This window comes from Azospirillum sp. P4_B5, from assembly GCF_056402275.1.
In genome coordinates this window covers 1-22,056 of sequence record NZ_JBFUHT010000065.1, presented here as the reverse complement: position 1 = coordinate 22,056, position 22,056 = coordinate 1, and the positions used below count along the sequence as shown (strand labels likewise).

Sequence of the window (22,056 nt, the reverse complement as noted above, 5' to 3'; positions counted from 1 at the left end):
ATCACGCTGCGGCGCGCCTGCGGGTCGCGGATGGCGTTCAGCAGGCCGTCGCGGGCGTTCAGCGGTTCTCCCGCGACGTACATCTGCGTCACGAACCGCCCGGTGCCGGGCACGATCACCGCGTAATGGATGTGCGGCGTGCGGCCGGGATAGGGCACCGGCTTGATCGTCCGGAACCGATAGCCTCCGTCCGAGGCCACCGCCGCCCGCCCGTAGCCCTGGAAGTTTCCGTCGAACCGGTCGTGACCGGGTGCGCGCGGATGCCGGTAGATCCCCTGGGCGTCGCACTGCCAGATTTCGACCACCGCGCCGGAGACCGGCCGCCCGGCGCGGTCGAGGATCCGTCCTCCGATGTGGGCAACGGTGCCCAGTGCCTGGGCGGCGGCCCCGTGAACCCGGACGAGGTCGTGGTCGACGTCCGCGGGCAGGCTGGTCGGGTAGAACGGGCCTTCCGTCTGGCCGGGCGTCGGGACGAGGGTCGTGGCGCGGGCCGGTCTGGAGAGCAGGACTGTGGTGCTCAGCGTGGCCATGCCCGCCATCAGGGTGCGACGGTTGACGCTGCGGTGTTCCGGCATGGCCGCCTCCCGTTCTGCGTTCCGGATGCACGCCGGCGGCGGGCAATCCTGCCCACGTCATATGGGGCGCGGACGCGCTGCCGGTGAGAGGGGATCCAAGGCGGATTCCAGCGGCGATGGGCGGGAATGCGAACGCATTGAGAACATTCGGCAAGTGCCGTATCGTCGCTTTCCTGGTGTGCTGCCTCCTTCAGGTTCTCGAAGGGGTCGGCCGACAGCTGGAGAATGGGAACCGCGGGCGCGTGCGGAGTGGAGCGAAATATGGCGATGAAGGTGTTCGTGTGGTCGCGCGCCGAAATCGAGGACGGGGCCGCGGAAGGCGCCGATGCCGTGATCTCGGTGCGGATGCAGGCCGATCGCGGATCGTTCGAAACCCTCGATGCCGCAATGGCGCAGGCTGTCCTGGGCGACGTGGGCGCCATGCTGGTCCTACGCTCCGACGACATCGGCGTGCCGCGGCTGGGGGCGCAACGCGGGCCAACGGACGAGCAGATCGCTATCGTGATCGATTTCGCGCGGGCGATCCGCGCCGGCCAGCCCGACGCCACGCTGGCCATCCAGTGTGAACACGGGCGAAGCCTGTCCCCGGCGTTGGCCCTGGCGGTTCTCGCCGACGAGCTCGGCGCCGGCCGCGAAGCCGAGGCGGTGCAGCGGCTGCTCCGGCTGGACCGCGATGGGATCATGGCGCCCAATCCCCTGGCGGTGCGGCAGGCCGATGATCGGCTGTGGCGTTACGGCGCCCTGGACGCGGCGTTGGCGGCGCTCTCCCCCCGCTATTCGGCCGTCCGGGAGCATTGGGGCCGGGTGGCGGCCGATCCCGCCGGCGCGCGGGCCGCACCGCGTCCTCGCGGCGGCCGGTCGAAGAAGCGCTTCCGGGAGATCGGCCGGGACACTCCGGACGTCTGGGAGTAGCGCCATCCTTCGCCGATGACGGCTTGCCGCGCCAACTCGTGCCTTCCTTCGAACCCTGTCGCCGGGACAAAGCAGCTGAACATGGGATGGGGAAATGGCTGTGGGCGAATACCGAGGCGCCCTGACCACACGGTGCGGACAACGCGCGAGCGAACGGCTCCGGTCAGCGATGCTTGTTGCGCACATCTATCGCGCCCGGTCCGTTGTTTCCTGTTCAGGGCGTGGATCCACACATCCAACCATCAGGAGCAGCCATGGCCATGGCCGAAGGGTGGACGATGACGGTACGGCGTTGCGGATTCGTGGCGGCCGTTGCCGTCCTGACGGGGTCTTGCGCCAACCCGCAGGCGGAGCTGGCGTTGCGCGCCCCAACGGCCATGGTCGGCATGAGCAAGGGGGATCTCATGGCGTGCGCCGGCGTACCGGAGCGCATGACCGCCGCCGGCGACGCCGAGTTCATGGTCTACACCCGGCAACAGACGCTCATCGACCGCGATGTCGATTGGGAGCCCAATCCATGGCTGGGACCGCGGGGACCGCTCCTCTGGGAGCCCGATGTAACGACCTATGTTCGGACCTACCGGTGCGAGGCCACGGTCGTGCTTCGTGAGGACCGCATCGTCGAGGTCCGCTACAACCAGAACCGCGACGCGACCCTCTGTTACCAGATCGTCGGCAACTGCGTGCGGTAGACACGCGAGATCACATCGCTGCGTGTCGATCAGGCCCCTTCAGGGCATCGTACGAAAGGACCCGTTTTCTGGCAGAGCAAGTTTGGGGAGCAGGTCAAACCCCACCACCTTCTTAGGCGGCTTCGGTGTTGAGGGGAGCGGGGGAACCCTCCCAGAGGGCCGGGGTGGGGCTATCCCCGCAGGTACAGGGGAACCGGGTCGAAGTCTTTCCCCATATCGCGGAGCAAGGGTCTATCCCCGCAGGTGCGGGGGAACCGCCATTCGCGACCGCCTTGACGCGCGGAAGAAGGGTCTATCCCCGCAGGTGCGGGGGAACCGAAGCGCTGAGGAATGGGAAGGCGTGTGTGTGGGGTCTATCCCCGCAGGTGCGGGGGAACCCCCCATGCGGGGCGAAACCGTCAACCTTCGTCGGGTCTATCCCCGCAGGTGCGGGGGAACCGTGGAAGTATAGGCAGCCGGTCTTGGTCCAGAGGTCTATCCCCGCAGGTGCGGGGGAACCCGACCAACCCGTCATTGAGGCTTATCCGGAGAAGGTCTATCCCCGCAGGTGCGGGGGATCCGACGCCACGGACATTGGCTCATACCTGGACTGGGGTCTATCCCCGCAGGTGCGGGGGAACCCCGGTGAGGAGGTGTTGCGCCGCCATGGAGGCGGGTCTATCCCCGCAGGTGCGGGGGAACCTTAGGCCCCCTAGCTTCTGTCCCTGGTGTCCAGGGTCTATCCCCGCAGGTGCGGGGGAACCAGCGTGCTGACCACCTCCATGCTGCCCAGGTAGGGTCTATCCCCGCAGGTGCGGGGGAACCCAACTCCAGACCACCAGCATGATCATCAGGCAGGGTCTATCCCCGCAGGTGCGGGGGAACCATCCAGGTCCGGTTGGCCGCCGCGCGCGGTCGGGGTCTATCCCCGCAGGTGCGGGGGAACCATCGTCCGGGCGCTGGAGAAAGCCGGTCTGGTGGGTCTATCCCCGCACCTGCGGGGGAACCTCCGGGCCTCGGGGTACTCCCACCAATCGTCGGGGTCTATCCCCGCACCTGCGGGGGAACCGGATAGCCGCTTAATTGGATTGAAGCCGCCGAGGGTCAATCCCCGCACCTGCGGGGGAACCCAGACCTACCGGACCTCGCGACCCCTCTTGAGGGGTCTATCCCCGCACCTGCGGGGGAACCACGGCGTCGGGCTTCTTGCGCAGCATGGCGCCGGGTCTATCCCCGCACCTGCGGGGGAACCTGGTGGGCGCCTCGGCCTTCCAATTGTCATTGGGGTCTATCCCCGCACCTGCGGGGGAACCTTGCCCGAACCGGACTTGCCGACCACGATTACGGGTCTATCCCCGCACCTGCGGGGGAACCCGGCGGTCGCCTTGAACGCCTCCTGCTGCACGGGGTCTATCCCCGCACCTGCGGGGGAACCGTACCCTGATAGTTCTTCGTTTCCTTGTCGTAGGGTCTATCCCCGCACCTGCGGGGGAACCGATGCACTCTTCCAGCAGCGCGTCGTAGAAGGGGGTCTATCCCCGCACCTGCGGGGGAACCCGCATCCGGCGGCCTTCCTTCTCCGCCTTCCGGGGTCTATCCCCGCACCTGCGGGGGAACCTCTGCCAAGTAAGATACTGACTCTGTTCACATTGTCAAAGAACCAGTCGTCATCGCCGCCGCAGTGGGTGTCGGACGAGAAGGAAGGCGTCGTGCGTGACGACATCTTCAGGCGGAGCGCCAAAACACGCAAGGCCAAGACCGCCATCGGCGATCTTATCGGACAGCTCATCATGACAGCGCCCAGGCACAGCGCGTCATGCCATTCTCTCGAGAAACGGGGCCTTCAGGAAACCCGGTGCGTTGCACGGCGTCCTGAGCACCCTTCCGCATGCAGAGCGCCATGGTGCAGCCGAGCAGGATCGTCCTCTCGGCCGCGAGCACAGACCGATTCACGACAGGCTTCCACGAGTGAGATCTGGACAGTCCAGGCCTGGACACGATATAACTGATAATGCTTACTTTTTCGCTGCAGTTGTCAATTTGAGAGGCTGCCATGAAGAATGGGACCTTGCCGACCCGGATCATGCACGACCTACGACGCAGCAATGACAAGGTGGTCGCCTCGGGATCGCTCGTGGGGCGGTATGGTTCGAGTTCAACGGTCAGTCGCGCCTTACGGAAACTTGTGGAAGCACAGCAGCTCGAGCCGGTCGATCGCGGGCTTTACCGGGTGCTGCCCAACGAGGATGCCCGCCTTGCTTTCGACAGGGCCTGGAGCAATCCCGGGGCAGAATTCGATCCTGACAAGCGCATTGCGGTCACGCTTGCGAGGCCGACATTTCGCGATGTGGTTCGGCTTTGCAAGTCGTACGGTGTGCGTCGTGTGCGTCGCGTCTTGTATACACTCGAGGAAAGACACGACATACCGGCCCCAATGGCTTCCGATTGGCGCCACCGGCTGGACAACATCGAGCGAGGATTTCATGACGCTGCGCATCGACTCGTTGCCACCTGAAACCAAGCGCCTCCTCGATACCATCTCGACTTACGATGAGATCAGCGATTTTGTCCTGATCGGCGGGACCGCTCTTGCCCTGTCCTGGGGTCATCGTCGCAGCGAAGATCTCGACTTCGCGATTCCGCGCACGCGACTGCCGCGGCCGATCTGCGATCGGATACTCGAGCGCCTTGAGACCGATGGGTGGGAGATCGAGGACGTCGGCAATGAGATGGCACGCCTGTACGCCGAAAACGACGGCGAAGACCTCGCGGATACCCAGCAGGATTGGCTGTGCCGGTTTGGTGGCGGCATAGGTGTCAAACTGACGTTTTTCGCCGAGTATCACCCTAAGCGGCACCCTCCCTATACGAGGGATCACTTGCGTTACCGCCAAGTCAGGATCATGCCGCCGGAGGGTATCTTCGAACTCAAGAGCCAAGTGATCATGCGGCGCAAGACCTCGCGCGACCTGTACGACATCTGGGCGTTCCTGGAACGCGGTCGGAGCGTCGATGAAATCCTGGAAGAGGCGCGAAAAGAAGCCCGCCACTGCTCGTACGAGACCCTGCGCTCGCGGCTCCTCCTCAAAAACCTGCCTTTGTACGACCCTGGCTTAAAGGCCCTGGTTGCCGATGGACCGAAGGATTTCGCCGCCGTCAAAGCCGCTCTGCTGGTCCACCTCGACCGCTACGAGCAGCGGATCGCCGCCACCATGCTGGCCGAAGACAACGGCGACCCCAGCAATACCCCGTGACGGGTGTGCCAACTCCCGAGTATGCGAGCTGCCTTCCAATTCCAGGGCAGCCGCGCAGTCGGCCGTTTGCTTCGGTAAAGGCGTTGCTGGACCGCGCAGAGCGTCAGGACGGGATCGGACGTCCTGAGAGCCGCCGCCGTTCCGCGGCATGAGGACGTCCGGAAGCATTGCTCCAAGGAAAGTCGCACTTCGGTATCATAGCATACTATGATATGCTGTGATCTCTCATTGGGACGCGTGGAGGCGGGGTCGTTCCGTCGCGTGAGCACTACGAAGAGAGTGCGGCAAATTGCCGCACATCTGCGGTCGGAAACGTCATGTCATGACATGAGACACATCATGACGCGGGTTCGGCAACAATCGAACGGAACTCGGCAAAAATCCGGCCTATCGGCGGAAAGTCGGGCACGTTGCGACGTCGCAACCCTTGTCTCGATCCGCTCGCTCAGTTTGCGCAAGTGCTTGGTTTTTGCAACCGAGAAACCAATCCTTAACCCCTGAGGCCTGACACGCGTCCGTCGCCACGGTTCTCTTCCGACACAGTTTGCCCGATAATTTGCGCAGCCTGAGAGGGCAAGCCTGGACGTCTCCTCCTGAGTCGGACGGGTCCATTCCAACTGTATGACCGTCGCGAAGGCCCGCCGACATGACCCTCGCCGCCCAGCATTCCCCGTGTGACGGGGCAACCACCGCCGCCATCGGCCCGATGGCCGGAGCAGCGAAGAACACGGTCGCCTCGCCGGCCCTCGACAGCACGATCCATCTCGCCATGCGCATCCTCGACCTCGCCGTCCAGGACGCGTTCGGCCGAATCCCCCGGAACCAGGCGCGCAACAAGGGCAGGGGGTTGGAGTGGGGCAGGGCCGATCTCCAGGCCAAGGCCCTCGTGTGGATCATCGGCACGACGCCCGCCGATCGCGAGGACTTCGCGGCGATCTGCGACCTCGCCGGCGGCGATGCGCCGGCTCTCCGCGAGGCGTTCCTCGGTCAGATCGTCGACGGCGGCGTTCTCACCGCGGAAGAGATCGCCGACGCGGCGGCCAAACGCTGGCGGGCGCCGCGCATGCGCGAGCATCTGCTCGGCCGCATGGCCTCCGGTGAGGCGGACACCGTTGCCGCCCGCTGACGGCGACCACAAGATTTAAAAAAAAGCGGACGATCTTTTCGCGAGTGCTCGAACCCCGCTCCACCGCCTCGGCACACTGACCCTCGACACCACTTTAATGCGAGGCGTTCGTGGACGCGAAGAAGCGCGGTGTGGAGGTGACGGAGCCCGGGCGTCCTTTCGTCATCGACGTAGAACCGCTGGAGATCATCGATGCCCCCCCGGCGGCGCCGATCCGCCCCATCGGATCGGCGGTGGCCCGCCGGGCCGCTTCGCCGGCGGCCGATCCGGTCCTGTTTGTCAGTGAACATCCCGTGGATCGGCGGCGCCGTCTCGACGCCGAACGCAAACGGCGCTCCCGGGCGCAGCAGCGCGAGACGGCAACGGCGACGCGCCGCCGCCACCGCTTCGCCGCGGCGGCGGCGCTGATCGCCATCCCCTGTTTCGCAGTCGCCGCGGCGGCCTTCACTTACGACCGCTGGTCCTCCACCAGCGCCGAGGTCGCGGGGGTCGGCGCCGCCGTCGACGCCGTGGGCAGCGACGTTCGGCGGGTCGGTGGAACCCTGTCGGCGTCCATGGCCGGTCTCGGCCTGTCCGTCGCGGGGGTCGAGGAGGCCCTCGCCGGCGTCTCCGGCCAGTTGGCCGCCATCCCCGACACGCGCCCGGACCTCGACCGCATCGCGGAGACCGCCGACGGCCTCGGCCGCCGGATCGGCACACCGGCCCAGGCGACCCAGGTCGACAGCGTGCTCGCCGCGGCCAACGCCATCGGCTCGCGCGTCGACCAGCTGTCGATGCAGGTGGCGGCGCTCGACAGAAAAGTCCGGCTGGCACCGCCCGCCGCGATGGCCGCCGCGGCCCCCATCTCCCTCACGCCCCCGGCCGACTGCGTGCCGTCCGACGACCGCGACTGGTGGGCACGCCAGGGAGAGCATCTCGAGACGACCTTGCGCCGCTGGGCGGCCAAGGCGTGCTGGAGCCTCGTGTGGAAGATCCACGGCTTCTACGAATGGGAGGTCGACGCGCGGTTCACCGACGAGGAAATGCGCGACGCCGTTCGCGCGGCTTTGCGCGCCTTCCAGCGGGCGCCGGTCCGCCCGGTCGGGGAGGCCTTCCCGGACAACCGCACCCTCGTCATCTCCCCCGCAACCGACGACACCGGTGGCTGACATGCCTTTTCACGCTGCCCGCCTCGGCGGGTGCCTCCTCGCCGCCGCGGCGGCGCTCGGCGGATGCACGGCGCTGGACGCCAAGCGCACCGCCACCGCCCAGGCCCAGGACGCGGCGGCTCTGACCGCGGTGGCCCAACGGCCGGCCCGGGCGGCCGCCGCGGACCCCCTGCGGGAAAGCCGGGGCGCCTATGGCGGGAGCATCTTCACCCCCTCCGTCCACGGCGATCCCCTGCCCGCGCGTCTGGAAGGCCCCACCGGCTTCGGCTTCTCAAGCCAGGTCGGGATGACGGTCCACGAGCTGGCCGCCGCCTTCACCGCGGAAACCGGCGTGCCGGTCCGGGTCCGCGACGCCGCTCTGACGCCGGCTCCGGGGGCGGCCGGCACGCCGTCGGGGAACCCGGGGCCGAACGCGGAGATCGCTGCCCTGATCGCCAACTCCAACGCCAATCTGCTGCCGGGGTTGGGGGGCGTCGCAACCGCACCGGCCGCCGGAGCCGGAGCGTCGCTGCGCTCCGGTCAGCCGACCATGGTCTTCGACTTTCCGGCGGGCCCCTTCTCGCGGGCTCTGAGCACGCTGGCCGGCCGCTTCGGCATGGAATGGGAATACCGGGGCGGTGCCGTCGAGCTGTTCCGCTACGTCACGCGCAGCTTCCAGATCGCCGCGCTGCCGACCACCAACACCTACACCGTGTCGAGCGGCGGCTCCGGCGGTGGCGGTGGCGGCGAGAACCGGCAGGCCGGGGGCGACACGGGCAGCAGCGCCAGCACCGGCCTCTCCCAGGAGGCGACCAGCTCGGTGCAGCTCAAGTTCTGGGATGAGCTTCGCGAGACGCTCTCCACCGTCGCCGGCACCGACTCCCGGATCGCCACCTCGCCGTCCACCGGCACGGTGACGGTGACGGCGACCCCGGGCGCCATGCGCTCGGTCTCCCGCTTCATCGCCGAAACGAACCGGCGGCTGTCGCGGACCGTCGCCATCACCGTCCAGGTGCTGTCGGTCCGCCTCGAGGACAGCGACGCCTACGGCCTCGACCTCAACCTTCTGTTCCGCCAGGCCGACCTGAACCTGCGCTTCACGGGGCCGCCGTCGGGGCTGGCGACGGGCACCGGGTCCGCCACGATCGGCATCATCGACAGCGCCGGCAGCAACTTCCGCGGCTCCTCCCTCGCCGTTCAGGCTCTCACCGGGACGCAGAGGGCCGTCGTCGACTCCGGCGAGTCGGTCACCACCTCGAACAACCGGCTGGCGACCAAGCGCGTGGTGCTGCGCAACGACTACGTCCGCTCGGCCGGGTCGGCGGTGACTTCCGGCGGCGGAGCCGAGACGGACATCCGGACCGTCACGCGCGAAACCGGCTTCATCGCGACCTTCCTGCCGCGCATCCAGGAAGACGGCAAGATCCTGCTGCAGTACGGGATTTCGCTGAGCGATCCCAGCATCTTCGAGCCCTTCGAGACGGGCGGCGTCACCGTGCAGCTGGAGCGCGGCTCGGCGTCGGAGGCGAGCAACGAGATCGCCCTGCCGTCGGGCGCCACGCTCGTCGTCAGCTCCTTCGCGTCGAACCGCACCACCAGCGACGCCCGCGGCACCGGCAACCCCTACAACCTGCTGCTCGGCGGCGGCATTTCCGGCGGCGTCGAACGCCGTCAGGTGATCGTCCTGATCACGCCGGTGGAGCTTGCCGATGGTCTGCGCGCCGACGACGGGACCGGCAAATGGGCGTTGCCGGACATGCCCGAGGGCCTGCGTCCATGACGGCCGACGCCCTGCTGCCGGTGGTCGCCGACGCCGATGCGGCCGGGTCCGGCCGGAGGGCCGATCCCGCCCCGGCCTGCGTGATCGAAATCGACGGCCGGCTGTACATCGCCGGCCTCGCCTGGCGCTCGCACCTCGACATGGCCGTGCGGCTGAAAAGCGCCGCGACGGCCGGGGCGCGGCGCGCGGGTGCCAAGCGCATGGTGCTGCGCGAGCGCGCCCGGCAGTACGGCGTCCCCACGGTTCCCCTTCCGCCGGGTGCCGCGGCGCGGAGCGCCTGGAGCCTCGCGGCCGTGCTCGCCGACTCGATTCACGGCACCTGGGTCGGCGCCTGGCGCCTGCAGGATCGCCGTTTCATCGTCATCGTGGTCGGACCGTCCGGCATCCTGCCCGACGGCGATCGCGTCTTCGGCGACGAGACCGCGGCGCGCGATCACGTCGAGACCGTCACCGCCTCGACGAGCTGGCGGCACCTTTACGTGCCGGTGGAGTGGGGACTGGCCGAAGCCAAGCCGGTGCCGCTGGAGCGTCTGCTCCAGCAGGCCCGGGCGCTGAGCAAGGCGGGGCAGCTCCAGTCCGTCGAATCCGGAATCGGCCGGCTGCCCGCCGCGGCCGGGCTGGCCGTGTTGCTCGCCGCCGGCGGTGCGCTCTGGTGGGCGACCGTCCGGACACCGGCCGTCGTCTCGCTGCCACGGTTGGCGACCCAGCCGTCCACGCCTTCGGTGTCCCTGAGCTGGACACCGGCCGCGGCGGGCTTCGGCGCCTGCCTCGATGCCTACGTCCGCGACGGCCGGCTGCGGCTCCTGCCGGGCTGGCCGGTGTCCGAGTACCGGTGCGATCCGGGCCTCGCCACGATCGGCCTGCGCATGGAAGGGCCGGTCTGGCTTCTCCGCGCCGCGGTGCCGGACGTCGCCATCGATGCCATGGCCGGAACCGCGGCCGTCCAGCGCCCTTACGCCGCCCCGCCACCCTCGAGCTGGCCGGCCGGCACGCGTCTCGGCGCGCGGGCGGACTACGCGGCTTACCTGCGCGACGCCCTGGAGCGGGTCGGCGGCACGGCGAGCCTCGACGGCATCGCCGCGCCGCTCCCCGGCGCTGCATCCGCGCAGCCCGCTTCGGCCGGACCGGCGCCCGCGGTGCGCCTGAAATGGACGGTCAGCGCCGCGGTGACGCCGTCGTACCTGCTTTCGGTTCTTCATCCGCTCCTGGCCGGCGAGATGACCAGCGCGGTCTACACCCCGTCGAGCGGGCAGTGGACTATTCAGGGGGTGCTCCATGTCGACGAGTAAAGGCAAGACTTGGCTGTGGGCCGCCATGGCCGCGGTCGCCATCGGCGTTCCGGCCGCGGGGTTTCTGGACGGGGACCCGTCGCGCCATTTCCGGACGTCCTCCGCCGCGGTGGCGGCGCCGGCGCCCGCTCTGCCGGCAACCGCACTTCCGGTCGCTCCCGGCGGAGCGACGGATGGGGTGTCGCCCGGCTTCGTCATGGGGCCGCCGACGGAGTTGCCGGACATGGCGTCGCCGCCGTCCCTGGCGCTGCGCCAGGACCAGGGCGATCCGGACCCGGAACTCTCGCGGGAGCTCGCCCGCATCGAGCGCGACCGGACCATGATCCAGCAGCTTCACCGGCTTGCCAAAGCCAAGGCGGATCTGTGCACCACCGGCTTCGGCCCACCCGACCTCTGCGTGCAGCGGGCCGGTGCCGGGCAGGCCGGGGGCGGCCAGCAGGCCGCCGCGGCCCAGACCGACGGCCCACCCGCCGGCGTGATCCGCATCGCCGTCGTCGAAGGCAAGGCCCGCGCGACCCTGGTGGTCGGCGGAGGACGCACGATCACGGTCGACGGCGCGTCGCTGTCCCGCACCCCGTCCGTTCTGCCCGACGGATCTCGTGTGGTCGCCATCGATGCGGCTGGCCGCAAGGTCGAGGTCCTCGACCCCGCCGGCCGCCGCGTCCAGCTTCCGTGGGTGCGCGGATGACGCTCAGGGATCTCGGTCATCGCCTCTTCCGCCTTCCGGTCCGCGGCTCCCGCTCGCCCGCGGTGGATGGCGCCGACGGAATCGTCCGGCTCCACGAAGGGCCGATCGCATCGCCCGCCGCCACCGCGACCGGAACCCGGCATGGCGACGAGCGCGGCCCGCGGCTTCTGACCATACCCGGCGGCGGGCTCGACGTCCCCGACGACGTCCGCCAAGCCTGCGCCCTGTACTCCGACGGCACCTTCCTGGTGCACCGTCCGCACCTGCACTCGGCGCGCATTCTCGAAACCCAGAAGCAGGCGCACGAGCGCCTCGACGTGCCGGTCCGCCCTCCCGAAGCGGTCGACCTTCCGCGTCTGTTCCAGGCCTACGGGGAATCCGCGACTCAACGCCTGCCCGACGCGACCGGCGCCCGCCAGAGGCTGCTGCACCACATCGAGCAGGCGGCGGCGGCGGGCGCCAGCGACATCCAGATGACCTGGCGGGGCGACCGCGCCGAAGTGCGCTTCCAGGTGCACGGCTATCTGACCGACGTGATCGACGAGCTGCACGCCCGCGAGGCCGAGGCGCTGATGACCACGGCCTTCTATCTCGCCGACCACAGCGACTCCTGCGAGAAGCCGGCCGAGGCCCAGAAGTCGTCGGTGACCAACCGCCGGCTGCTGCCCGCCAACGTCCTGGCGCTGCGCATGCAGTTCGCGCCGCTCGGCGACGGGCGGCATCTCAACATCCGCCTGTGCTACGCGGTCATTCCGGGCGTCGGGCAGACCCTGACGTCGCTGGGCCTCCCCGGGCATGTGCTTCGCCATCTCTACACCATGCAGCAACGGGCGAGCGGGCTTAAGACGATCTGCGCGCCGACCGAGCATGGGAAATCCACCACGCTGCATTTCTGGCTCTGCGACCTCAGCGACAGCCGGAACAACCGGCTCACCATCGTCTCCTGCGACGACCCGCCCGAAGGGCTCGATCCCCGCATCCTTCATTTCCCCGTTCCGTCGCGGGCGCCCGACGGGCGCGATCCGCTCGACGTCGCCTTCGAAACCGCCCTGCGCGTGGCGCCCCACGCCGTGCGCCTCGGCGAGTGCCGCACGCCCTGGCAGGCGCAGAAAGCCTACGAGACCGCCAATTTCGGCAAGCTGGTGGCCACCACGCTCCATTGCGACCAGGTGCTGGAGATCCCGTCGCGCTACGTCGAACTCGGCATCCCGCGGGAGACCGCCTACGCGGCCCACCGTCACGCCGGCTGGACCGGCCAGCGGCTGATTCCCTGCCTGTGCCGGACCTGTGCGGAACGGCTGACCGACGTCGCCCGGCGCGACGAGCGCCGCGCCGCCCTGCTCGACGGCTACCGCGCGGTGGGCATTCCCGTCGAGAACATCCTGGTGCGGGGTTTGGGAGTCGTCGGCAAAGAGCCCTGCCCCGAATGCTGCCACCCCGATCTGCGGGTGCCGATGCCGGGGCTCGTGCGCCGCCAGCTCGTCGCCGAATGCGTGCGGCCCACGCCAGACCTGATGGCGGTTCTGCGCGACGACATGGACGAGGCGCGCCGGCGCTGGATCGCCGGCGGCGGGACGAGCATGCGGCTCGTCGCCCACGGCCTGCTTCTCGAAGGCGTCATCGGCGCCGACGAATGCGCGGAGTTCGGCGGGTCCGCCGAGCAGATCGGCTTCGACCTACGGGCGCGTGACGCGGTGACGGCCGGCAGCGCGAGGATCGCGGCATGAGCATGACCTATGAGGACGGGGCCTACGGGGACGCGCTGGAGGAGCTGACCCGGCTGGGCGGCCTGACGAAGGACCGGCCGTGGCTCCTCCGCTACGCCGTGTTCCGCTTCGGCGCCCAGGCCCGCGCCGATCTCTACCGCGAGGTGGCGGTCTACCTGGACCGCGAGGTCCGCCTGCCCGAGGCGCTCGCCACGCTCTACGCCATCGAGACCGGCGGCGAGGAGGATGGCGACCTGGTCAGGATCGGCGCCACGAAGCTGTCGGCGCTGGGCATCCTCATCCCGTACTGGCTGCACGCCATGCGCCAGTCCGGCCAGGACTGGTACGAGGTGCTGGCCGAGATGGTGCCGAGCCGCGAGGCCCAGATGATCGGCGCCATCGGCGAGGCGGGCATGACGGGCGACGCCCTGCGCAAGCTCGCCCTGTCGATCCGGCGGCTCAACGAGGCGCGGACGAAGATCCGCAACGCGCTGCTGCCGGTCGCCTTCATGCTGCTGGTGATCGCCGGCGCCCTCTACGCGGCCAGCGTCTCGCTGCTCCCGGACCTCTTCAAGGCGTTGCCCAACATGCAGCTGCGCGGCGAAGCCGCGTCCCTGAAGGAGGCGGCCGACTTCATCCGGGACTGGGGGCTGCTCACCTGCGGCGGGGCCGTCCTGTTCATCGCCGCGGTCTGGTGGTCCCTCGACAACCTGACCGGGCGCGTACGCATCGTCCTCGACCGCATCCCGGCGTTGCCATGGGCGCTGCACCGGCAATGGACGGGTGCGTCGTGGCTGGAGGCGATGGCCCTCCTGATCGGCGCCGAACGGAAGATCCCGGAGGCTCTGCAGCTGCTGCGCGTCAACGCCTCGCCTTACGTCGCCGAGCGGCTCGACGCGCTGCTGGTGCAGGACGACGCGCGCCTCGGCGCCGCTCTGGCGCGGACCGGCTTCGGCTGGCCGGACGACCGGACGATCCGCGCCATGCGCGTCTACATGAGCGGCAACCGGCCCCAGGACGGTCTGGCGGCCCTGGCGGCCGACCAGCAGCAGGATCTGTCCGACCGCATGCTGGCCGCCGCCGGCATCGCGACCTACGCCGGCGCGAGCCTCATCGGCTGCCTGGTCGGCTGGCTGCTGTGGGCGAGCTGGGACCTCTACAAGAGCGCGGTTCCGGGTCTCGGCCCCCTGTAGCCGCGGCTGCACCGTCACGAGTCACGTCAAACAAGAAGGCAGAGCGTCATGAAAGACCTGTTAGCGTTCATCATCGTGGTCATCCTCTCGGTGGCGGGCGCCTTCTTCGGCCCGAAGATCTACGCGTCGCTGGCCGCCGGGTCGCGGGCCAACACCATGATCGAGCAGCTCACCACCGGCCGCAGCACGCTGGTGGCACGCTTCGCCAACATGGGCATCGCGCGCTTCGGAACCGGCGCCTACACCGCCGCCAACGTCATCGCCTGGCGCGTCCTGCCGGACGAGGCCATGGACGCCTCCTCGAGCGCGCTCGGCAACCCGTTCGGCGGGACCTACGCGATTTCCGGAGCGGGCCGCAACTTCCACTGGGACGCCGACACCATCCCGCAGGACGGCTGCATCGCGACGCTGACCGGCTTTCCTCCCGGTTCGGGCTACACCGGTGCCGGCGTCGCCACCTCCGTGTCCGGCCTCGGCGCCGCGACGGTCAACGCCTTCCCGATCAGCCCGAACACGGCGGCCAACGTCTGCTCCAGCGGCAACAACGCCATCCGCTTCGTGGGCGGCTGATGGATCTCGCCCTCCCCGGACTGGCCCATCTGCATGTCCTGGTCGACGCCGCCGGGGCGATCCGCAGCGCGCACGCCACCATGAGCGGCGGCGCCTGCGCGCCGGTCGAGGACGGTGGGGCTCCGCTCGACGCGCTCGTGCGCGAGGCGATGCGGGTCTGCCCCGGCCCGGGCGGCGGACGGGTCGCCGACGACCGCGTCGGTCTCTGGCGCGTCGAGCGGTACGACACGGCGCAGGGGGCGGCCCTCGTCCTGGTCCGCACGCCCTCGGTCACCGACCGCCTCGAGGATCTCGGGCTCCCCGAGGCCGTCTGTCGCATGCTGGAGGAGCTGGGCGGCCCCGCACGGCGCGGACTCGTGCTCGTGCTCGGCGACATGAACGCCGGCAAGAGCACCCTGGCCGCGACCCTCCTCAAGCGGTGGCTGGTCCGGCACGGAGGCATCGCCTTCGCCTGGGCCGATCCGCCCGAGCATGACCTGGACGGCCCGGTCGGCAGCGGATGCTGCATCTCGGTGAACATCGCCGCCGAACAGTACGGGGACGCCGTCGTCGCCGCCCGCCGCAGCCGCGCCCGCTACTTCTATTTCGGCGAGCCCCGTCTCGATCCGGCCATTCTCGCGGTGGTCCAGGCGTCGCTGTCCGGCCCGGTGTGCCTGTCGACGGCCCATGGCGCGGGCCTCATCCCCGGGCTGATCGCCTTTTCCGCGGCGGCCGCGCGCGTGGACTCCCGCGCCTACGAGCAGCTCGCCTCGGGACTGGCCGCCGCCTTCCACGTCCGGGTCGAGAGCGGCGTCCGGCGCAGCCGCCTCGTCGTCACGGAGCATCTGGTGCTCGGGCAGGGGCACGGCGACACCGGCCGCAGCCACATCCGGGCGGGCAACCTGGGCCAGCTCGGCAATCTGATCCGACCGTTGAGGGCCGCCTGATGAACTGGGCCATCGTGTTCGCGGTCACGACGGCGACCCTCGTCGCCCTCAAGGTCGCCACCGATCCGCGGCCGTCCGACCGGGTCGCCGACCGCGGGCGCGCCGCGGCGGTCGCCGAGACCACCCTGAGCGCCCACCGCGCCGCCGAGCGCTGGGTGACGGCGAATCCCTCGGCGACCGGCGCCGTGCCCCTGAGCCCGACGAACGGGAGACTTTTCGACGGGGTCGCGTCCTGCGTGGCGGCGATGCGGGTGGCGACCTGGGCGACCGAAACGGTGGGAGCTCCGGCCGCCGAGGTCGGGAGGGCGATGAGGGCGCGGCTTCAGGGCTGGCCGGCGGCCGGCGTCGCCGGCTCCGGCCGGGTGCTGGCCGGGAGCGAGAGCCGCGCGACCCTTCCCTGCGCCGTCCCCGACGGCGCGCCCGTCGTCGTCACCCCCGTCGTCATCACCCTTGCGTCGCCCTGACGGCATGGAGGCGTTGGAATGAAGGACCTGTTCGCCTTTGTCGTCGTCACGCTGCTGAGCATCGCCGCCTTCATCGGGGCCGCGCCGGCCTTGCGCCGGGCCGTCGACCAGCCGTTCGAGAACTCCGCCGCGTCCATGGCGTCGCTGGTGACCGATTCCGCCGTCGAATACATCCGGACCTACTACGGGGCGGTGCTGTCGGCCACCGCCGGCGGAACCGTCGCCCAGATCACGCCGGCGATGCTCCAGGCCACCGGCAAGCTCGATCCGGCCTTCACCGACGGAAACTACTTCGGTCAGACCCACCGCGTGCTCGTCCGCCGGCTCTCAGGCAACCAGCTTCAGGCCGCCGTGGCGACCTGCGGCGCGGCCATGCCCGAGGAGGTCCTGTTCCGTCTGGCGCCGCTGGCCGGCAAGCACGCCGGGCTGGTGTCGAGCACGGACCCGGCGACGATCCGCGGCGCCGTCGGCGGCTGGACGGTGCCGTCGTCGGCCTTCGGCGGCGTGGCCGGATGCGCCATCGCGCCCGGCTCCCTGGTCAGCGTCGTCTTCTTCGACGATGGGGCCGTCCTGTCGCCCTACATGTCGCGCCTTCCGATGCCCGAGTTCGGCACCGAGCCGAACACCATGCGGACGAACCAATACATGGGCGGCAACACCATCGAGGATGTCATGGACATCCGGCTGTCCAACGGCCAGTGGCTGTCGACCGCGCTCTCCGAGATCGATCTCGTTCAGGATGGCGCGGTCCTGGCCAAGCCGTCCTGCGTCCATGGGGTTCCGAGACTCTGGATGGCCAGCGGCGTCTTTTCCGGCAACGGGACCGGCCATCCTCTGGTCGGCGTGCAGCCCTGGGCTGAGGACAACCCGGCCGACAGTTCAACCTGGATCGTCCATGTGCCGATCTGGACCACCAACGCAGCCGGCACCGGCACAGAGTCGGCCGGCAGCGGACCGCACGGCCTCGCCATGGTCGTGCGCAAATGCCAGCAGACCTGACCATTCCACTGAGAAAGGGAGACAATCATGAAACGATCGACCGCCGCTCTTCTCGCCGCCGCTCTCCTCGGGTCCGTATCGAGTGCCCCTGCCATGGCGGGGCCGGACAGCACGTCCATCCGCCCGCCCCCCGTCGGCTCGGCGCCGCTGCGCGCCTCCAGCGCGGCACGGGCGGACACGTCCGACATCTCCGCCCGAGCGTTGCTGCTGGACAGCAACGCGACCATCGACGGGGCCCGCATCACCGGATACATCGATGGCTCAAAAATCAACGGTGCCGTGGCGAGCGCCGTGTCGGCTAACACCGCCAACCGTGCCGAATCTTCTTGGCTTGCAGACCATGCCGGCTATGCGGATAACGCGACCTATGCAGGGTCCAGCGGATGGGCTACGGGAGCTGGGCGCGCCGATCAGCTCTACAACAATTACACTGGCGGCTACGACTGGGCTTCCAATCTCCGGGTTGGTGTCGCAACAAACGCCGATCGGGCGAGCAGCGCCACGAACGCCGACCGGGCGAGCAGCGCCGGGTACGCCGATAGTTCAGGATACGCAGGTAGCGCCGGCACAGCCAACTATTCGAACAACGCGGGCTACGCCAGCAGCGCGGGCGGAACGAGCTACTACACTGGCGAATTCGTCTCGTGGAATGGTTACCAGCTACGCCGAACGTCCTCTACAGGAGTCATGCCGAACGGCGCACCAGCACGGCTTTATGCCCAATCTTTCTATTCTTCGACTGGTGACAGCTACAATCTGTATGTCACCTACTGCGCTTGGGTGAATAGCGCTGGGGGCATTATGGCGGTGACGACAACAAATTCTGGGACCTGCTACACTGGCCCAAATAATGGTAATGGTGCTGCCGATTTGCATTATTGGTAACCAGAGGCACTGCCCGCGAGATTTTCCCCGCGGGCAGTGCCTCGAAATTCTAAGTCGTCAGCATCAATAGATGATCTTGCAAAGAAGCGACGGCGGCGCTGTCGTGCCATGCCGCAGCCTTCGCCGCCGACACCCGAGCCGCAACCTCTCCCCGCAGAGCACGATCCCGCGCCAGTGACGCGGCGGTCGCCACGTAACCGTCAAGATCGGCCGCCACAAGGTCGGCCATGCCAATGTGACTCAGGATGCCGGCGGCCAGCCGTCCGCGCAGGAAGTGGCCGGCATGCGTGACGACCGGCACGTTGTAGGACAGCGCCTCCATCGCCGTGTTGAACCCCGAGAAGCCGGGCGCGTCCAGATACACGTCGAACGCGCCGAGGATCTTGTAGAACTCCGTCGGCGTGGTACGCGGCAGGAAGCGGCAAAACCGTGTCCAGTCCATCCCATGAGCGGCAAAGGCCGCTGCAAGCCGCGCCTGGAACCGCCGGGTTAAAGCGGGCACGAAGTCGTCAAAGAAAATGAACCGGCACGGCCCGGCTTGGTCAGCGATGCGCGGAAACAGATCGTCGTGTTCGGGCCGGTACTTATAAAGGGAGCCGATGCAGGCGAACAATGCCACGTCCGGCTCCTCGCCAAACCAGGACCGGTCATGCGCCGGCACTCCCTCCGTATCCGGCGCGTAGGCAGTGCCGAGGTTCGCCACGCGCAGCAAGCGCTCCCGGTAGTGCGTCTGTCCATCGGCAGGCTCCATAGCGTCGGCGCTTAGGAAAGCATCTACGGTCGGCAAGCCGGTGGTTGCCGGATGCCCCCAAGTTGCACATTGCACCGGAGCGAGGCGGAGCGCGGAGAGCTGGTGCCCGATCGTGCCCAGCGGGCCGTCGGGGTAGATCAGCACATCCGGTGTCTGCTTCGCGATGGCGCGGATATAATCCTCCATGGTCGCCTGTCGACCAATCACCGCGTCGAAGGCGCTCCGCGCCGTACGCACATCGGCGTCGTCGCCGTCGCCGGTGTGGATGCCGATCACGCTGAAGCGTTTGCGGTCGAGACCAGCCACCCAGCCCCGTATCAGGCCCTTCCAAATCGGATGGCGGTGGCGGATGTGCTGCGAGACGATTGCAACGCGCAACCGGCCATCCCGCCGCATCCGTCGCCCGATCCGCGGCACCATCTGGCCGTACCGCGCCTCGCACAACCGGGCCATCATGTCGCCGTGCTGGGTCAGTACGCCCGTTACGTCGCTGGTGCTGTAGGCGAGCAGGAAGGTTTCCGGACTGGCGGCCTCGATGGCGGCGGCGGCCAGGGCCTCCGGCGGCGCGACGGCGTAGTGCGCGGCGAGGTCACTCAGTATCCGCTCATAGGCCGTCTCGGCGGCCCGCGCGTCCTCCACGCTATCCGGCACCATCGGAATCAGGATGCGCCGTACCGCGTGGCTCGTCGCCTCAGCGTGCGGATCGAGGCGCCGTGCGCGCTCGTAGGCGGCGAGTGCTCCGGCCCGGTCGTGTTCGCTGGCGTGAACCATTCCAAGGAGCCGCCACGCACCGGCGTCCTCTGGCCAGCACGCGAGTTGCGCCCGCATCACCCGGCGGGCAGCAGAAGGGTCCTTTGCGGCAAGATACAGGTCGGCCAGAGCGCGGCGGGGCTGCGGCAAGGTGGGGTCAAGGGCGAGGGCGGCATGGTACGTCGCCGTGGCGGCGTCCTCCTGGCCAACCGACACGTAGGCGTTGCCAAGGTTTACCAACGTCGGCGCGTGGGTCGGGCGCAAGCCGCGTGCCTTCTCCAGAGACGCCACCGCGTCGCCCCTCTGCCCGAGGTCCCGCAGGAAGACCCCCAGCGTGGCATGTGCCGCCGCATAGCCAGGGTGCTGACGCACCAGTCGGCGCAGCACCGACACCGCTTCCGTCGGCCTGCCGGTCTGCCCGAGCAAGACGGCGAAGTTATAAGTGACTTCGGGATGATCCGGCGCTGCCTTGCGGAGGTCACGGTAAACTTGTTCAGCCCCCGCCAAGTTGCCACTCCGGTGAAGGTGCAGGGCATAGGACAGCGCCTTGGCAAGGTCCATCAGCGGTCTGGTCATGAGCGGTGCGGTCCTTCTGTACGGTGCAGGTGGCACCTGAGTTCAATAGCAAGCGGGAGCGGGTGACACCATGTTGTCTGGAGGGTGCCCGACCACTGCCGGCGCTTCCCCGGCGCGCGGGGCGGAGCGGTGGCGCCGGTGGCGCCAGCGACGCGGGGCGCAGCCGGGGGCGGCAGAGCGCGGCGCCGATTGCACGGAGCGGGAGGGCACGCCCTCCCGCTACTGGCAGTGAGCGTCAGCGCCGCTTGCGCTTGGCCCTTGCCTCCTCCTGCGCCCATTTCCACAGCCGTTCGGGCGGCAACTCCTGGCCCTCAACGATCCTTGCCAGACGCGCGGCGATTTCCTCTCGGTCAGCGGTCCCGAAGCAGCACGCGAGAAAGCCCTTGGCGGCACCCTGGATCACCTGCACCCGACCTCGGCCAGATCCGCGTCGGCGTACCCGGCGGCGGCAAGCAAATGGTCATCCGTCAGCGTCTCGACCGCGTTCAGCAACGTCGCCTCCTCGATGACGGCCGCGACCTCCACATAGTCGGCGCGGAGCTGGCGCAGGGCTTCGAGGCTTTGCGCGCCCAGCTCGTGATGAGCGCGACCGAGAGTGTACAAGACGTCAAGGCGATGGGGTTGTTCCTGAATGAGCTGCGCAAGCGGCTTGACCGCTAGTTGGCACCGACCCGCTTGGCATTCGAGCATTGACAGAAGATAGCGTCCGTCAAAGTCCCGCGGGGCGGCTTTCAAATGTTGTTGATACAGCTTGCGCGCCCGGTCAAGCCTTCCCTATTGATGTAGGGAAACTGCTTCTTCAAGAATATTCACCGCCTTTTTCACGTTGCCGTTCTAATTTTTTTGTTGCAGTACAGTGTGGTTGGATCAGGTAGATCCGATCTAGCATCAGCTCTCTTGTTTCTATGTGTCTGGAGAAGTCGGCGTTGATGGTGGTGGCGGCAAGCCAATCACGCCGATTTCATCGGAGAAACGAATGCGGTGTTTCTCGAAGAAGATTCGCACCTTGTCCAGGCTTGAACGCTTCGGGTCGCCCGTTTCGTTTTCGATGTCGCGCAAAGTGGGCCTGGAGATTTTGCACTCCTTGCACACTTCGTCCTGACTCTTGCCGAGCAACTCTCGGGCGGCTCTGACCTGCGGTCCTCTCATGGTCCGCTGAGCATGCCTCGTGGACCGGATTCTGGCAACGCTGTTTTCCATTTTGGAATTCCTGCTTGCTAAATCGCGACTTATATGGTAGTCGAAATGAAAAGCATAACAAGCAAAATGGCTTCTTTGAGTTCCATGATGGAAAATGCATTGATTTTTGGGCATTCCGCGTTCTGCGTTCCTGCTTCCAAGTCAGGCGCGCACTTGGGAGATCGCTCCGCCACGACTCTGGGCAAAGTTGACCGAATCGGTTGAACGACCAAGAAAGAATGGAGCTTTCTTGTGGTGTCGCACCAAGACTTCGAGAGGGTGTCTCGTCAGGTGAGGCTGACCCGAGGGAGAACCACAATATCGCTCGAACGCATATATTGGCAGGAACTTGAGGACATAGCGCATCTGTCGGAATGGCCAATAAGACGATTGCTGATTTCCATTGAACGGGAGTGCCGAAGTGTTCTCAATGCCGAGAGCGAGAAAGGGAAATTTAACTTCTCTTCTGCGCTTAGGGTCTGGGTTTCGTCACTACCGGGAATGCAAAGGTAATGAAGTTGCGTGAAGCCGCCCATCTATATGTAGTGGGTCGCCGTTTCGGTTGATGACGCCAGAACGACACGCTTTTCTGGCCTGAACAGCGATTGCTGAGGCGGGATCCGAAGCGAGAACCG

22 protein-coding genes and 1 CRISPR repeat array are annotated in these 22,056 nt (G+C 68.1%); of the genes, 17 read left to right on the top strand and 5 right to left on the bottom strand.

The genetic code is table 11. From position 1 onward, the window contains the following. A partial coding sequence (locus tag AC1DVI_RS29750) for a dioxygenase family protein (protein ID WP_476961033.1) occupies nt 1–575 on the bottom strand: 575 nt, incomplete at its 3' end. 261 nt (nt 576–836) lie between these two features. Between AC1DVI_RS29750 and AC1DVI_RS29745 the strand changes: the two genes are divergently transcribed. From AC1DVI_RS29745 to AC1DVI_RS29670, 16 genes are all read left to right on the top strand, one after another. After that, complete coding sequence (locus tag AC1DVI_RS29745; RefSeq protein ID WP_476961032.1) at nt 837–1,487, top strand: hypothetical protein; 651 nt, start codon at nt 837–839, stop codon at nt 1,485–1,487. A gap of 260 nt (nt 1,488–1,747) precedes the next feature. Beyond that, the gene (locus tag AC1DVI_RS29740) at nt 1,748–2,179 is read left to right on the top strand and encodes a hypothetical protein (RefSeq protein ID WP_476961031.1); all 432 of its coding nucleotides are present in this window, start codon (nt 1,748–1,750) and stop codon (nt 2,177–2,179) included. Nucleotides 2,180–2,345: 166 nt separating this feature from the next. Continuing rightward, a CRISPR array of direct repeats spans nt 2,346–3,776; the repeat unit is 29 nt; unit sequence GGGTCTATCCCCGCACCTGCGGGGGAACC. A 435-nt stretch (nt 3,777–4,211) separates the two neighbouring features. Next, nucleotides 4,212–4,673, top strand: coding sequence for a hypothetical protein (locus AC1DVI_RS29735; protein WP_476961030.1), 462 nt, complete (start codon nt 4,212–4,214; stop codon nt 4,671–4,673). Then, entirely contained in the window at nt 4,642–5,412 is a 771-nt protein-coding gene (locus AC1DVI_RS29730) for a nucleotidyl transferase AbiEii/AbiGii toxin family protein (protein WP_476961029.1), read from the top strand. Before AC1DVI_RS29735 ends, AC1DVI_RS29730 begins: the two co-directional genes overlap by 32 nt. 646 nt (nt 5,413–6,058) lie before the next feature. Further along, the gene (locus AC1DVI_RS29725; RefSeq protein WP_476961028.1) at nt 6,059–6,538 is read left to right on the top strand and encodes a hypothetical protein; all 480 of its coding nucleotides are present in this window, start codon (nt 6,059–6,061) and stop codon (nt 6,536–6,538) included. Between the two features lie 110 nt (nt 6,539–6,648). Next, nucleotides 6,649–7,686 carry a TcpQ domain-containing protein gene (locus AC1DVI_RS29720; protein ID WP_476961027.1) on the top strand — a complete coding sequence of 346 codons (1,038 nt, stop codon included), beginning with the start codon at nt 6,649–6,651 and terminating at the stop codon, nt 7,684–7,686. Nucleotide 7,687: 1 nt separating this feature from the next. After that, nucleotides 7,688–9,445, top strand: coding sequence for a secretin N-terminal domain-containing protein (locus AC1DVI_RS29715; protein WP_476961026.1), 1,758 nt, complete (start codon nt 7,688–7,690; stop codon nt 9,443–9,445). Further along, nucleotides 9,442–10,734, top strand: coding sequence for a type 4b pilus protein PilO2 (pilO2, locus tag AC1DVI_RS29710; protein WP_476961025.1), 1,293 nt, complete (start codon nt 9,442–9,444; stop codon nt 10,732–10,734). The genes AC1DVI_RS29715 and pilO2 overlap by 4 nt, the downstream gene beginning before the upstream one ends. Next, nucleotides 10,721–11,422 (top strand): hypothetical protein, encoded by a 702-nt coding sequence (locus AC1DVI_RS29705; RefSeq protein WP_476961024.1) that lies wholly within the window; start codon nt 10,721–10,723, stop codon nt 11,420–11,422. The genes pilO2 and AC1DVI_RS29705 overlap by 14 nt, the downstream gene beginning before the upstream one ends. Further along, nucleotides 11,419–13,149: an ATPase, T2SS/T4P/T4SS family gene (locus AC1DVI_RS29700; RefSeq protein ID WP_476961023.1), complete on the top strand. Its 1,731-nt coding sequence runs from the start codon at nt 11,419–11,421 to the stop codon at nt 13,147–13,149. Before AC1DVI_RS29705 ends, AC1DVI_RS29700 begins: the two co-directional genes overlap by 4 nt. After that, on the top strand, nt 13,146–14,321 hold the full coding sequence (locus AC1DVI_RS29695; RefSeq protein ID WP_476961022.1) for a type II secretion system F family protein: 1,176 nt from the start codon (nt 13,146–13,148) through the stop codon (nt 14,319–14,321). The genes AC1DVI_RS29700 and AC1DVI_RS29695 overlap by 4 nt, the downstream gene beginning before the upstream one ends. Nucleotides 14,322–14,369: 48 nt before the next feature. Next, nucleotides 14,370–14,891, top strand: a complete 522-nt coding sequence (locus AC1DVI_RS29690) for a type 4 pilus major pilin (RefSeq protein ID WP_114861686.1) — start codon at nt 14,370–14,372, stop codon at nt 14,889–14,891. Then, nucleotides 14,891–15,817 carry a P-loop NTPase family protein gene (locus AC1DVI_RS29685; RefSeq protein WP_476961021.1) on the top strand — a complete coding sequence of 309 codons (927 nt, stop codon included), beginning with the start codon at nt 14,891–14,893 and terminating at the stop codon, nt 15,815–15,817. Before AC1DVI_RS29690 ends, AC1DVI_RS29685 begins: the two co-directional genes overlap by 1 nt. Continuing rightward, nucleotides 15,817–16,281 (top strand): type IV pilus biogenesis protein PilM, encoded by a 465-nt coding sequence (locus AC1DVI_RS29680; protein WP_476961020.1) that lies wholly within the window; start codon nt 15,817–15,819, stop codon nt 16,279–16,281. The genes AC1DVI_RS29685 and AC1DVI_RS29680 overlap by 1 nt, the downstream gene beginning before the upstream one ends. A gap of 18 nt (nt 16,282–16,299) precedes the next feature. Further along, a complete protein-coding gene (gene pilV / locus AC1DVI_RS29675) occupies nt 16,300–17,280 on the top strand; it encodes a shufflon system plasmid conjugative transfer pilus tip adhesin PilV (protein WP_476961019.1) in 981 nt (326 codons plus the stop codon). Between the two features lie 27 nt (nt 17,281–17,307). Further along, a complete protein-coding gene (locus tag AC1DVI_RS29670; protein WP_476961018.1) occupies nt 17,308–18,165 on the top strand; it encodes a hypothetical protein in 858 nt (285 codons plus the stop codon). A gap of 49 nt (nt 18,166–18,214) precedes the next feature. Here the strand turns inward: AC1DVI_RS29670 and AC1DVI_RS29665 are convergent, their stop codons facing one another. The 4 genes from AC1DVI_RS29665 to AC1DVI_RS29650 all read right to left on the bottom strand — a co-directional run bounded on the left by AC1DVI_RS29665 (nt 18,215) and on the right by AC1DVI_RS29650 (nt 21,442). Next, nucleotides 18,215–20,242 carry an O-linked N-acetylglucosamine transferase, SPINDLY family protein gene (locus tag AC1DVI_RS29665; RefSeq protein WP_476961017.1) on the bottom strand — a complete coding sequence of 676 codons (2,028 nt, stop codon included), beginning with the start codon at nt 20,240–20,242 and terminating at the stop codon, nt 18,215–18,217. Between the two features lie 235 nt (nt 20,243–20,477). Further along, the gene (locus AC1DVI_RS29660; protein ID WP_476961016.1) at nt 20,478–20,651 is read right to left on the bottom strand and encodes a hypothetical protein; all 174 of its coding nucleotides are present in this window, start codon (nt 20,649–20,651) and stop codon (nt 20,478–20,480) included. Further along, nucleotides 20,642–20,845 (bottom strand): hypothetical protein, encoded by a 204-nt coding sequence (locus AC1DVI_RS29655; protein WP_476961015.1) that lies wholly within the window; start codon nt 20,843–20,845, stop codon nt 20,642–20,644. Before AC1DVI_RS29655 ends, AC1DVI_RS29660 begins: the two co-directional genes overlap by 10 nt. A 300-nt stretch (nt 20,846–21,145) precedes the next feature. Beyond that, the gene (locus tag AC1DVI_RS29650) at nt 21,146–21,442 is read right to left on the bottom strand and encodes a helix-turn-helix domain-containing protein (RefSeq protein WP_476961014.1); all 297 of its coding nucleotides are present in this window, start codon (nt 21,440–21,442) and stop codon (nt 21,146–21,148) included. Nucleotides 21,443–21,673: 231 nt separating this feature from the next. Between AC1DVI_RS29650 and AC1DVI_RS29645 the strand changes: the two genes are divergently transcribed. Beyond that, nucleotides 21,674–21,934, top strand: a complete 261-nt coding sequence (locus tag AC1DVI_RS29645) for a ribbon-helix-helix domain-containing protein (protein WP_476961013.1) — start codon at nt 21,674–21,676, stop codon at nt 21,932–21,934. Nucleotides 21,935–22,056 lie beyond the last annotated feature (122 nt).

What these genes read in the sequence shown, in the direction of transcription:
- AC1DVI_RS29745 (WP_476961032.1), top strand. Translation starts at nt 837, where the DNA reads ATGGCGATGAAGGTGTTCGTGTGGTCGCGCGCCGAAATCGAGGACGGG.
- AC1DVI_RS29740 (WP_476961031.1), top strand. Translation starts at nt 1,748, where the DNA reads ATGGCCGAAGGGTGGACGATGACGGTACGGCGTTGCGGATTCGTGGCG.
- AC1DVI_RS29735 (WP_476961030.1), top strand. Translation starts at nt 4,212, where the DNA reads ATGAAGAATGGGACCTTGCCGACCCGGATCATGCACGACCTACGACGC.
- AC1DVI_RS29730 (WP_476961029.1), top strand. Translation starts at nt 4,642, where the DNA reads ATGACGCTGCGCATCGACTCGTTGCCACCTGAAACCAAGCGCCTCCTC.
- AC1DVI_RS29725 (WP_476961028.1), top strand. Translation starts at nt 6,059, where the DNA reads ATGACCCTCGCCGCCCAGCATTCCCCGTGTGACGGGGCAACCACCGCC.
- AC1DVI_RS29715 (WP_476961026.1), top strand. Translation starts at nt 7,688, where the DNA reads ATGCCTTTTCACGCTGCCCGCCTCGGCGGGTGCCTCCTCGCCGCCGCG.
- pilO2 (WP_476961025.1), top strand. Translation starts at nt 9,442, where the DNA reads ATGACGGCCGACGCCCTGCTGCCGGTGGTCGCCGACGCCGATGCGGCC.
- AC1DVI_RS29705 (WP_476961024.1), top strand. Translation starts at nt 10,721, where the DNA reads ATGTCGACGAGTAAAGGCAAGACTTGGCTGTGGGCCGCCATGGCCGCG.
- AC1DVI_RS29700 (WP_476961023.1), top strand. Translation starts at nt 11,419, where the DNA reads ATGACGCTCAGGGATCTCGGTCATCGCCTCTTCCGCCTTCCGGTCCGC.
- AC1DVI_RS29695 (WP_476961022.1), top strand. Translation starts at nt 13,146, where the DNA reads ATGAGCATGACCTATGAGGACGGGGCCTACGGGGACGCGCTGGAGGAG.
- AC1DVI_RS29690 (WP_114861686.1), top strand. Translation starts at nt 14,370, where the DNA reads ATGAAAGACCTGTTAGCGTTCATCATCGTGGTCATCCTCTCGGTGGCG.
- AC1DVI_RS29685 (WP_476961021.1), top strand. Translation starts at nt 14,891, where the DNA reads ATGGATCTCGCCCTCCCCGGACTGGCCCATCTGCATGTCCTGGTCGAC.
- AC1DVI_RS29680 (WP_476961020.1), top strand. Translation starts at nt 15,817, where the DNA reads ATGAACTGGGCCATCGTGTTCGCGGTCACGACGGCGACCCTCGTCGCC.
- pilV (WP_476961019.1), top strand. Translation starts at nt 16,300, where the DNA reads ATGAAGGACCTGTTCGCCTTTGTCGTCGTCACGCTGCTGAGCATCGCC.
- AC1DVI_RS29670 (WP_476961018.1), top strand. Translation starts at nt 17,308, where the DNA reads ATGAAACGATCGACCGCCGCTCTTCTCGCCGCCGCTCTCCTCGGGTCC.
- AC1DVI_RS29665 (WP_476961017.1), bottom strand. Translation starts at nt 20,242, where the DNA reads ATGACCAGACCGCTGATGGACCTTGCCAAGGCGCTGTCCTATGCCCTG.
- AC1DVI_RS29650 (WP_476961014.1), bottom strand. Translation starts at nt 21,442, where the DNA reads ATGGAAAACAGCGTTGCCAGAATCCGGTCCACGAGGCATGCTCAGCGG.